Source organism: Legionella qingyii (assembly GCF_003184185.1).
The window spans coordinates 26,057-37,934 of record NZ_QHJG01000005.1 but is presented as its reverse complement, the minus strand read 5'-3'; the positions used below and the strand labels follow the sequence as shown (position 1 = coordinate 37,934).

Genomic DNA, 11,878 nt, shown 5'->3' with positions numbered 1-11,878 from the left:
TAAAACTTTAAGAATAAACTGGAGTTTTTCTTATGTAATTATGTATAAAGTCATTTAGATAGCTCTCATTCTTGAGAAAGAATGAACGATTTATAATCTGGCAATAATATATAATTTCAAGAAACAATTTTTCCAATCGGACTTTGTCTTTAAAATTGAACTGATTAAGTAAGTAATTACTCGTTTTTAACTGAGATCAAACTCCTGACCACAACGAACAAAACCTGCAAAACCATGAGCTTGTGCATCAGGAAGCATCCCATCATTATAATGATATAACCAGATCTTGGCTTTAATTTCAGGATCTAATGTAACTAACTGATTAAAATGAGCATGCACTCCGCTGGGCGTTTCCAAGGTTTCACAATCATGAAAAATCAGAGCAGCATCTCGATAATATGGTGCGAAGCGTTCCGGCGTAAATCGCGCATCAGTAGTAATGAAGTACTGTTTTTTATTATAACTAATATCCAAACCATAACTTGGCATCAACTCCTTATTAGAATAGATATGAACTGTTTGCACGGGGTTTAGTTTCTGGCCCTCCCAACTAAAACCATGGCCAGTACGAACTACGTGAACATTAAAATAATCGCTCAAAGTTGCCTCTTTATCATCAAGTGTTTTTAACCCTCCACTAAGGCTACTGTTCCATAATAGATGTACTAAGTGTTCATGAATAATTAAAAGTGGCATTTTATTCTTTTGGAAGGCAAATTTTCGTTGAAATGCGAACCATTCGATACCACCAATATGATCGGCATGTAAATGGCTAATATACAATGCGTCAATATCTTGAGAATGGTATCCTGCTTTAGTTAATGAAAAACGAATATCTGTACCACAATCTATCAGTAGTTTCTTACCACTATCTGTTAGAAGTAGCATGTTTGATTGAAAATTTTCGAAATCCGTTCCGATACCGCTGCCGGCCCCTAAAAATAACAATTTCATTAATTAATCCTTGAGCTAATTTAAGGATCAAGTCTAGCTCGTCCTAAAAATTCCCTAATAAAACAGACAGATTCTTCTTTAAAGAATAGCATTTAAAATTAGTTATTAGAAATTGCTCCATTATTATGTAAATAAGCTATTCTTGAATGTAAGTTAATTAAGTAAAAGAGTTAAACGTGCTCAAAAAGCTTCATCTTAAAAACACGCGTCTTTTATACTACTTTTTCTTCTTCTTAACGCTCTCTTTAGTGAGCCTGATCATTTGCTTATTTGCATTAAAACACATTGCAGTTCAAGAGGTCATTGATGGAAATGAGCGCTATCAATTATATATGTTAGCTAATAAACTTCGTCAAAGCTCCGATGATTTAACTGAGATGGCTCGCCTTTATGTGGTAACTGGCGAGCAAAAATACCGTAAGTACTATAATGAAATTCTAAGCATACGTAATGGAACTTCGCCTCTACCTTTAAATTATGACGAATTGTATTGGGATTTGGTTATTGATAACAAACGTCCCCAACCTTATGGCTCAGCAAAATCGTTATCTGCAATGATGTTGGAACATCATTTTACGCTAAAAGAATTTTCTTTACTGGCTAAAGCAGAAAACCAAAGTAATCAGCTCTCAGAAACTGAAATCAAAGCCATGAATTTATTTGATGGAAAATATCAAGATAAATCAGGTGATTACACCATTATCGGCAAACCTAATCCTCAATTAGCGCAACAAATGGTTTTTGGCGCTGATTATATGAGCGCCAAATTACAGGTAATGAAACCCTTACAAGAGTTTTTTACCCTGATAGATAGTCGAACATTCTTAACTAACGAAAAAATTGATATCGAGATGTCAAAAATCATTGCCTTGGCACTTGCGCTTTCACTTCTATCAACCATACTCATGCTCTTTTTTATTATTCATGCATTAAAGACATTATCGAGGGTAAATGAGGAAAATGATTTATTACTCTTGAATATTTTGCCAGAAGCGATTGCTTCACGCTTGAAAATGGGCGAGGAAGATATTGCTGATGAATATACCCAAGCCAGTGTCATGTTTGCAGATATTATTAATTTTACGCAACTCACTGAACAATTGGGCGCTAAAAAAACGGTAAATATTCTAAATCGATTATTTGCCGAGCTCGATAAACTTACTGAAAAATATCATGTAGAAAAAGTTAAAACTATTGGTGATAACTACATGGCAGTATCAGGAGTTCCCGAACAAACAACTCGACATGCTATTAATATCGCGAATTATGCTTTGGCCATTCTGGAACGAATGCTGACTTTTAATCAAGAAAATCAGATGAATCTTCAATTTCGGATTGGTATCACATATGGTACCGTAATCGCAGGAATTATAGGTCATAAAAAATTCGTTTATGACATATGGGGCAATGTAGTTAATTTAGCCAGTCGACTGGAGGAAACCTCCCTTCCTAATAAAATTCATATCTCGGAAAAAATGGCCTTTATGCTTCAAGATGAATTCCTTATTGAACCACGAGGTACTACAGAAATGAAAGGGATTGGTAATGTGAAAACTTATTTCCTTTTGGGAAAAAAAGAATAATATAACTGCCAACAATTTTTATTGTCCTTTATGGCAACGTGGACATATCCCATAAATATTCAATGCGTGATCCGTCATCTGAAAATTAGCGCGTTCAGCTATGGTTTTCTGCCTTTGTTCAATGACTTCATCAACAAACTCTTCTACACAGCCGCATTTGATGCAAACTAGGTGATCATGATGCGCTCCTTGACTCAATTCAAATACTGAGTGTCCTCCTTCAAAATTATGTCGATTCACTAACCCTGCTGCTTCGAATTGCGTTAACACTCGATAAACCGTAGCAAGACCAACATCTTCTCCTGTTTCCAATAACGCCTTATAAACACCTTCTGCGCTTAAATGATGGTTAGGAGATTGCTCCAATATTTGCAATACTTTTAAACGTGGTAAAGTAATCTTCAATCCAGCATTTTTTAGCTGCTTACTCTCTTCCATCAATGCTCCTTCGCAGTAACGAATTTGTCTTCTCTACACCTGAAAAAATTCCAGAAGATTCGGTACTTTTAGCTTGCCCAGTATGGTTTCAACTGCTTTTCCAGGTTAAAGGTGTCTTTCAGTAAATGACGTGTTATTATGGCGAAATTTTTCACGATAGGCAAAAAAATGAGAATAATAATTTTTCTACTAGGAATTGTATGCACTTTAACCCTTACGCAATGCTCATCGTTTGATCTGTCTCGACGAGTAGTACAACAAGGAAATTTGTTGCCACAGTCAAAAATAGATCGACTCAAAGTAGGAATGAGTAAAAATGATGTTGCTATATTAATGGGAACCAGTTTGTTAAGTCCTACGTTTAATGATAACCGCTGGGACTATGCATACACTTGGCGTAGAGGCCGAGGATATATGACCATGTCAACCGTGAGTTTATACTTTCAAAACGGTATTCTGGCACGTATCGAACGCGGCAAGCTAAAACCAGGCGTAGCGTCAATGAATGAACCTGACATAAATCAAGAATAAGCAGGATTTATAAAGTTTTGAGGAATTGTAGCCTGGGTGCAGCGCAGCGAAACCCAGGTTCCGCTGCGCTGCTTATACTCAAGTTCTGAATATCATCGAGTGCGAATCGCCTTTTGCCGACGCTTCTCTTTTGGATCTAAAACCAGGGGTCTGTATATCTCTACCCTATCACCTTCTTGCAACACCTGTTCTAAAGAAACCTGTTTTGCATAAATTCCAACAGGCATGCCTCGTGTTTCCTGATGAATATCATATATTCCTGATGTATTAAGCGCATCAAGTACCGTTGCTCCCTGTTTGAGCTCTAAAGTCATATGTATCGTGGTCTTGTCTAAAGCCACATAAATGAGCTCAACCCTGACCATAAATTGCCTTGGCTCGCTCACAAAATGAATCGACCATTTTATCCGTTATTTGTTCGAATACAGGCCCTAGAAGCATGGAGAACATGCGTCCAGCAAATTCAAATTCGAGATCAAAAGAGATTTTGCATCCCTCTTCAACTTCATCAAACCGCCAGAACCCCTCTAAATGACTGAACGGACCATCAACAAGACGAATTTCTATCATTTTATTAACTTGCAGCATGTTACGTGTGGTAAATGACTTACTCATACCGGCAGCGCCAATAACTAAAGTGGCCTGCACTTCATCTTCATCGCGATGATGTACCAAGCTTTCTGCGCAGTAAGGTAGAAATTCTGCGTACCGCTCTACTTCATTCACCAATGAAAACATTTGTTCACAGGTATAATTCACCGTACGTGACTTTTTCACTATGGGCATTATGCTTCTCCCCGAATTTTATCTCTAAACCAAAGACTTAAGTCTTTAATTTCCTCAAAACAAATTGAATGTTCCATAGGATACTTATAATAAGAAATATGTTCATATCCTTTATTCAATAACCAATCTTTACTTGATTCAGTCCATTGAGGCAAAACCAAGGGATCAAATTGTCCTGCTCCCATAAAAAAAGGCGTGCTTTTATCCAACTTTGGTCTGGTATGCACCGCTAAAGGTAAATAAGCAGATAAAGCAACAACTCCCGCTAAACGCGCTGTCGTATGAAGAGCGGTATGCAATGCCATCGCCCCTCCTTGTGAAAATCCTGCCAAAAAAATCTGATTGTACGCAAAACCATCGTTTAATTGGTCATCCATGACTTTACGAATCAGCAACTCGGATTGCTCAATTCCTTCTTTATCTTCTCTATCAATGAGTTTCATGCCCATAATATCATACCAGGCAGGCATGACCATGCCACCATTTAAAGTCACTGGACGTTGGGGGGCATTAATAAATACATGGCGTATCCCGACATCTGCGATCGTCAACTGATCGACTAAACCCATCATATCGGAAGCATCAGCGCCTAATCCATGCATCCAAATAACGCATGCCTGGGCCTTAGCCTGTGACTCATTTATAAGTACATTCAAAACAAATCCCCTCGCAGACAAAAAGGGAAATTATCGCTAATGCATTAGCACAGTGCAAGTTATACGTTTTCTATATTTTTTGAATCTAATAGCATCAAATATAAAACAAATTGGCACCAAATTGTGGAATTTTAAAACAATAAAGGCGCTCAACCTATTCCATTATTAGTCAACATGAATTATAGTGCGCTACAGTGCGCCAATAACTGGCAATAATATGTTCAACAAGTGGCAAGAATATGTTTGATAAAATAGAATCTAAATCATTTACCCTTACGATGTTGGGGACAGGCACAATCTATACTCCTACTCTAAAAGACAAGAAAAAAGCACCTGTAAAATTAGGGGATACAGTGATGGAGTATTACCCTAAGGGAGAAACTCTGAGTATTGTTTCTACGTTGATTAAAACAGATGACCCAGTTATTGATCACAAACAGCTTGTTCCTTATCAATCTTTAAAAGTCAGGGTTGTTAATGGCCCTAAAAATGATGGAACCAATGTTGGCGAAAAAATTGGAATTGGGCTAGGTATTGCTTTAAATGCTCTTGTTCGCGGACAAACTGAACTTAATGAGATTGGACACAGTAGAGGTGGAGTTGAATCGATTCTGATTGCTCATGAAATCAATGCGATAAAAGAAGCCATTAACTCTTGTCAAAATTTCGAGCAATTAATAAAAGAGCTCGTCAGACAGCAAGCAGAGAGACAAAAGGAAAAGCGCTATAATACCCCTGACATTATCAAACCCTTATTTACCCAATTACCTAAAGATAATGTAGCTCAAGAGCAATGGTTTAATGAACTAAAACGCAATATCGCCAAAGTATCTATGAGCCTTTTTATCATTGACCCTGTCCCTGGGGACGTCTGGCCAGTAACTTGGTACGACTCGAGATTTTTTACTATTCCACCGATTGTTAAATACGCAGAAATTGTCTATTACGAAAATGAACATTCAGATTGGGGCTTTACACCAATCTATCCGGAAGCTTCAGATCCTGAAAATCAGGTACTCATTCGCAACACCCTACCTGGTCATCATGGTACAGGTTCTGCTGGCAGTAATGCGTCACAACGAAGCAAAGTCGTTTCTCCTGAAAACACTAAATCGACCCACGTGCAAAAATTAATGATCTTTAAATTACTTCGTTTTTTAGTCAACCATGGTGTTGAATTTAAAGATGCTCAAGAAATTTTTCATGAGCGCACCGGTCTAGGTAGAAAATATATTGCTTTTCTGGACGAGATAGGAATTGATAATGGTGTTGATGTAGCAAAACTTGATTTTCCAACCATATTTCGCAAGCTTTATGACAAAATTTATGCAAATAGAGCAGCCTATGAAGCATTCAATATGACTTGCTACCTTGCTATGGGCGTAGCGCCACAAAGAAAAGTATTACGCACTGACCATAAATATGGACTCCTAACTGAGATTTTTCCTAAAAACCTTGGGTATGTTAACGAAGAGCACAGTTTTTTAATGAAAGAGTATTTCTTCAAAATACTTCAAGTTGATTCGCATGAAGATCAAACTCTGGCAGATCTAATTAGATCCGCAAAAGCTGTATTATCTAAAAACATTAGAGCCATTACCAATCTTTCATCGTCTGTTACTGAACATTCAATTGCTCCCGCTGCAATACTTGATAGTGAGGATGCCCGTAAAGATGTCTTGAGTTCTTTTGGTACATTACTTCAAAGAGTAAGCCAGCAATATCTGATAGATGACTGGAGTAAAGAGAGTAAGCAAATAGAAAAGCAAGACCTCTTTGAAGCCATCATTGCAACATTTCAAGAATTTAACAAATTATTAGAAATAGACAATACAACCATACAAGAATTTGTCAAAGCTCTTCAAATTTTGAGTTCAAATGTAATTACCCAAACAGCGGGACAACAGCACGCAAACTTGCAAGATGATTTTAATCGTCTGCAAACGCCAATCAATGCAAACTTGCAGCGCTTTTTTAATACCTTATTAACTCAGATCAATAAAGATGAAGACGCTTCTAATTCAGAAATTAACCCGGAAATTGCCGCGATCTTTAATAGTCCTGATTTTGCTAAATTAGCAGATCATCCGATAAAAATAAAAATAGAATACATTTGCCAACAACTGAAAGATAAACTGCCTCAAAGTGAAGCTGAAGAAAATTTAGTCGACCAACTTGTAATACGATTTGAGGAACAATATGGCAGTTCTTTTGATGAGTTTGAAAAACTGTATCATCAAATCGAAGTCTTTATTGATGACATTGCAGCATTGGGTCAAGTACGCGAGCTTGCGACCGAAGAAGCTGTTTTCAATAAACATGAACTGTCTCTCCGAAAAGAAGCCGAAGCGTTAATTGATGTTGCAGCACAAAAATTTTATCGAGACCGACCTAATGCCTTGCCTGAACCGGCAGAAAAAGGTACGTTTAAAGAGTTAGTTGAACGCCATGCTATTAACAAATACGGGGTAGTTGATCGACTGAAGCAAGAAAAAGCGGCTTTAGAAGTAGAAAAGAAACAATTAGTGGCTGATATACAAGATACACAGCAAAATCTAGAGGAAGAAAAGCAAAAAAAGACTGCTTTAGAAGTAGAAAAGAAACAATTAGTGGCTGGTATTCAAGATATACAGCAAAATCTAGAAAAAGAAGAACAACAAAAGAAAAATATTGCCACTACATTAAAAACAGAACAATGCAAAAAAATCGAATATCATACAGCACTAAACGATGAGAAAGAGGCTGAGCATTTACTACTCATTAAGAGAAAACTCATTCCTTTAACCGCAGAATATTTGGCTTCACTCAAATCTGAATTATCCGGTAGACCCAAAAAGTTGGAACAAGATGATGAAATAAAAAAAGCCGATGCTAAAACACAAGAGAAAATTACAGAAGTAGCCAAACTACTTAAAATCTTAAAAAATGAAGCGGAATTTCCCCACCCTAAAGATCGTGCGCGCGAATTTTTTAATAGGCTTGATATAGTTGAACCGATTCTGACAAAGCACCGTTGTCCGCGATCAATTAGATATATCAGAAATGTCGTAATTGCTGCAAGTATTCTTGTTGTCGGCCTCGGATTAATTGCACTCGCCGCTTATAACAGTGTAGGTTATTCATCTATAAAATCGTTTTTATTTTGGCAACCCTTGGGACAAAATGTTGTTTCTACATTGAACGAATATAGAAAAGAGCTTCATGTATCGATTGATAATGAAGTTGATGACGAAAGAACAGTAAGAGCACTGGATCGCAAAGTATAAAGTAGTAGAACCCGGGATTTTTATTAAATTTTCCCGGGTTACTTTAAAAAAATTGGATATTGCTTGAATTTTTACTCAATTAAATAGATAGTTACCTTCTAATCGTTAACGTGCTTATTTTTAATGAAACGAATTTACTTTTTATTTATGGTTTGTCTTGTCATATTCTTATCGGCTTGTGGGCAAAAAGGACCTCTTTATTTGCCAGAATCAACAAAAAGTTCAGCAAGTAAATAACTATCGACTTAATTGATAAAAATATGAAAATTAAATTTACCAAAATGCATGGCTTAGGCAATGATTTCATTGTGATTGATGGGATCCATCAGAATATTAATCTAAGCCCCCAACAAATCGCCACTATGGCTCAACGTCATACAGGTATCGGTTTTGATCAATGCTTGTTGATTGAATCCAGCCAACAAGATGGTATTGACTTTAATTATCGAATTTTTAATGCCGATGGCCAGGAAGTGGGGCAATGCGGTAATGGAGCACGTTGCCTTGCTTTATTTGCAAAATACTACGGTTTAATCAACAAAAATCACGTAACCGTTGCGACCAGAACGACACAGATGAATTTACATATCAATTCAGACTCTAGTGTAAGCGTCGATATGGGAATTCCTCAATTAGCTCCATCAACTATTCCACTGCGAGCGGAGCAACAAGCTATAGAGTATTCTTTAGAACTTCAATCCCAAAAAATGGTCCGTTTCCATGCCTTAAGTGTTGGAAATCCACACGCGGTGTTATTGGTAACCGATACAGAAACAGCACCAGTTGATACTCTAGGAAAACAAATCAGTTTACATTCGTGCTTCCCGGCTCAAGCCAACGTTGGATTTATGCAAATTATCAGTCCTCAGCATATTAAATTACGAGTTTATGAACGTGGCTGTGGGGAAACACAGGCTTGTGGAAGTGGCGCTGTTGCAGCGGCTGCTATTGGACGTTTATACCATCAACTGGATAAACAAATAAAAGTTACCTTACCTGGTGGCGATTTGTTTATTGACTGGCCAGCATCTAATAAATCAATCACCCTAACTGGTCCGGCCGTTTTTGTATATGAAGGTCTCTTGTTTTAAAAATAGATACTGGCTCATCTTCATATCAATTTCACTTTTTATGCAAAATTAACACAAGTATTGAATTTTATTTACAAAGAGTTATCCTGAAAGAACGACCTCACACTCGCACCGCCCCATTAAACTTCTTTCGAAACTCGCTGCAGCGAGTACATACGGGAGGAAGAGGAGCGCGCAGAACCGGAGTGTACACGGAGTACATGAGGATTCGAGCACCACATCGACAAAGTAATTTGCCGCCTCGATAGAGTTCGAAAGAAATCTATTTGGGAAACTGGTGCTTGACTAAAAGGAGAGCGCCATGACAGGAAGCAAAATACAAAGTTTTGATTTATTCAAAGCTGCGATGGGAAACCCTGAGTACTTAAAGGAGATCAACAAGGATATAGGAAGCCAAACTCAATTTTTAACAACCCTTGAAAAGGAACAATTTACTGCCCCAAACATTCTTGAGTCCATAAAAATAGTGCAAAGTCTAAAAGTAAAATCCCTCTTAATTATTCATTTATTAAGTCAAAAAGAATTCCTGTCTTATTTAAGAGGCGATTCATTATTAAATAGGTTAACGCAGCAAGATCATCATATCCCGTCACGTCTTAATATTCTAGTTCACCAACTTGATTTAGAAACACTCTCCACTCAATTAATTGGCAAATTGGAACCCGAGGCAGCAGTAAGTATTCTTTGCTCAATTCCTCACTTCCATCAATTAACCAAAAAACAAATAGAGGCTCTAATTGAGCAATGCCCTCTCTATGAGAGACACAAGGTTCTTACCTATTGGCTCTACCATTTTTCATCCATGCCAAATGCCCATTACGTCTTAGCCCATTTAATGAACATTGCAGGCCCCAATGTCATCGATGAATTAAGCAAAATGGAGTCGAATCAGAAAGAACTAATCCTTATCAATATTATTGAGCATTTAGGATTGTTTAATAACATACCTATTAAATTTTTAGAGTATGCGAATAAAGAATCTCATTTGATTTTGGCGATACGTTTATATCTCAATGGCCATTACAATAAGGCTTATGCAAGTTATATTAATCAACTAGCAAAAAGATTATTAGATAAAAATCATTCTTTTTCGCTGGAAGCAATTGAATTACTTTTTTTCCTAAATGATAAACTTGCATTTAAAGAATTAGCGAAAAGGACTGCTTTTTTAACGAATCGCTATTTAAGAAATAATGCACAACTAGGAAATGTTGCATTATTTTATCAAAATAAGCGAATTAATATTCAACGAATGCTCCAAACTGTTTATTTAAACCCAACCATTCCCGGGGGTTCAAAAGAACAAAATCAATCATTAAACTCCGATGAAAACCCCTTTATAGAGGGATTGATTAAACATGACAAGTCAATTAATTGTTTTGAGTATTTTTTAATACACTATAAAGGCAGCCCAGCACCTATCACGAAACTAATTAATGACTACATGGAATTTTATGCTGGATCAGAAAACCTAAGATCGCGAAATCAAGCAATACACCATATCGGTTTTATGTTAAGACGTCCTGAATTAGATGGAACGATTAAGGAAGCAATATTTACTGCATTTTTAAATCATCCCATTTTTTTTGATGAACAACTCAGCTATCAATTGTTTTTATTTGATGCAAAGAGGATCATCCGTTATTTTGGTTTACGTGGTGGGAAAGAAAATTATCAACGCGTGATCGATTTGTGTTCCTTAGCGCTAAAAAATCTTAATTCCGAAAATAATCAGGAAATTATTCAAGTGGCTCAACAAGCGATTATAGAGGCACGGCAAGAGTTAACCTATACTCAAAATCAAGGATTTTTTGCTAATCTAATTAAATGGATTAAACGATGCTGGACTTATGGATGGACTGGTTTTTTTAAACCCAACCCACCTGATTATGTTGCTCCAGAGTCATGGGCACCAATGGAAAACAATAAAAAAACCTTCACAAATCGAGCAAAAAAAAACCTTCAAGTCCCGGACCCAGGTAAAGATCTTCTGGATTTGTTAAACAAAATTAGTTTGCCATTAACACAGGAAAAATTTGAAGACATTATTAAAGCATTCGATAGTTATTCATTACTGCCAATGCCTAAAAAAGAATTAAGCACAAGACATAAACTCCATACCTTGTATCATTACGTAATGACCCATAAAGAGAGCAACGAGGAGCTGTGTCGCTGGCTTAAAGAAAACCAAAATCCATTTATTGTAAATCGATTCCGTTTGTTAGAATTAATATTAAAAGAAAAACAACGTAGTGAGGTGGATTCATTGCTTGCAGAAGTCAATGAAGATTCTGATCATCTCCAATATGTTTCTGATGAGTTGGATTGTCCAATGCCAGAATTAATAATCAACCCCAACCCCAAGCCTTTAAAAACACAGGAAAGCACTGACTTTGTTACAAGCGCCTCTAAAGTGATTTCCGAATATGCATGTGAAGCAACTGTATATGCACAAAGCGCATTCCATTGGGCTGAAGGTTTTTTTGCCAAAATAAAAAAGCCTACACAAGAAGAGGAAGATACCTTTGAAGTGGAGCATATTGAATCGTTTAAAACTGCAATAAGTAATTAAA

The 11,878-nt window shown here is 36.8% G+C and carries 11 protein-coding genes; 6 read left to right on the top strand and 5 right to left on the bottom strand.

Annotation, left to right across the window (positions count from 1 at the left end):
* Positions 1–186: 186 nt before the first annotated feature.
* Positions 187–954, bottom strand: a complete 768-nt coding sequence (locus DGG96_RS03955) for an MBL fold metallo-hydrolase (RefSeq protein ID WP_110141666.1) — start codon at positions 952–954, stop codon at positions 187–189.
* A 176-nt stretch (positions 955–1,130) separates the two neighbouring features.
* On the opposite strand from DGG96_RS03955, the gene DGG96_RS03950 reads away from it, so the two are divergent.
* A complete protein-coding gene (locus tag DGG96_RS03950) occupies positions 1,131–2,537 on the top strand; it encodes an adenylate/guanylate cyclase domain-containing protein (RefSeq protein WP_110141665.1) in 1,407 nt (468 codons plus the stop codon).
* Positions 2,538–2,555: 18 nt separating this feature from the next.
* Here the strand turns inward: DGG96_RS03950 and fur are convergent, their stop codons facing one another.
* Positions 2,556–2,975 carry a ferric iron uptake transcriptional regulator gene (fur, locus tag DGG96_RS03945; RefSeq protein ID WP_110141664.1) on the bottom strand — a complete coding sequence of 140 codons (420 nt, stop codon included), beginning with the start codon at positions 2,973–2,975 and terminating at the stop codon, positions 2,556–2,558.
* 138 nt (positions 2,976–3,113) lie between these two features.
* Between fur and DGG96_RS03940 the strand changes: the two genes are divergently transcribed.
* Positions 3,114–3,506 (top strand): outer membrane protein assembly factor BamE, encoded by a 393-nt coding sequence (locus DGG96_RS03940; RefSeq protein WP_110141663.1) that lies wholly within the window; start codon positions 3,114–3,116, stop codon positions 3,504–3,506.
* Positions 3,507–3,598: 92 nt separating this feature from the next.
* Here DGG96_RS03940 and DGG96_RS03935 read toward each other — a convergent pair whose 3' ends face one another.
* From DGG96_RS03935 to DGG96_RS03925, 3 genes are read right to left on the bottom strand one after another with little or no spacing between them, the layout of a single operon-like run.
* Positions 3,599–3,871, bottom strand: a complete 273-nt coding sequence (locus tag DGG96_RS03935; RefSeq protein WP_110141662.1) for an RnfH family protein — start codon at positions 3,869–3,871, stop codon at positions 3,599–3,601.
* Positions 3,858–4,292, bottom strand: coding sequence for a type II toxin-antitoxin system RatA family toxin (locus DGG96_RS03930; RefSeq protein WP_110141661.1), 435 nt, complete (start codon positions 4,290–4,292; stop codon positions 3,858–3,860). Before DGG96_RS03930 ends, DGG96_RS03935 begins: the two co-directional genes overlap by 14 nt.
* On the bottom strand, positions 4,292–4,948 hold the full coding sequence (locus DGG96_RS03925; RefSeq protein ID WP_110141660.1) for an alpha/beta hydrolase: 657 nt from the start codon (positions 4,946–4,948) through the stop codon (positions 4,292–4,294). The genes DGG96_RS03930 and DGG96_RS03925 overlap by 1 nt, the downstream gene beginning before the upstream one ends.
* A gap of 239 nt (positions 4,949–5,187) precedes the next feature.
* Between DGG96_RS03925 and DGG96_RS03920 the strand changes: the two genes are divergently transcribed.
* The 4 genes from DGG96_RS03920 to DGG96_RS03905 all read left to right on the top strand — a co-directional run bounded on the left by DGG96_RS03920 (position 5,188) and on the right by DGG96_RS03905 (position 11,877).
* On the top strand, positions 5,188–8,214 hold the full coding sequence (locus tag DGG96_RS03920) for a hypothetical protein (protein ID WP_110141659.1): 3,027 nt from the start codon (positions 5,188–5,190) through the stop codon (positions 8,212–8,214).
* A 123-nt stretch (positions 8,215–8,337) separates the two neighbouring features.
* Positions 8,338–8,451 (top strand): LPS translocon maturation chaperone LptM, encoded by a 114-nt coding sequence (gene lptM / locus DGG96_RS03915; RefSeq protein WP_110141658.1) that lies wholly within the window; start codon positions 8,338–8,340, stop codon positions 8,449–8,451.
* 23 nt (positions 8,452–8,474) lie between these two features.
* Positions 8,475–9,305, top strand: coding sequence for a diaminopimelate epimerase (gene dapF / locus DGG96_RS03910; RefSeq protein ID WP_110141657.1), 831 nt, complete (start codon positions 8,475–8,477; stop codon positions 9,303–9,305).
* Between the two features lie 301 nt (positions 9,306–9,606).
* Positions 9,607–11,877: a hypothetical protein gene (locus tag DGG96_RS03905; protein ID WP_110141656.1), complete on the top strand. Its 2,271-nt coding sequence runs from the start codon at positions 9,607–9,609 to the stop codon at positions 11,875–11,877.
* Position 11,878: the final 1 nt, after the last annotated feature.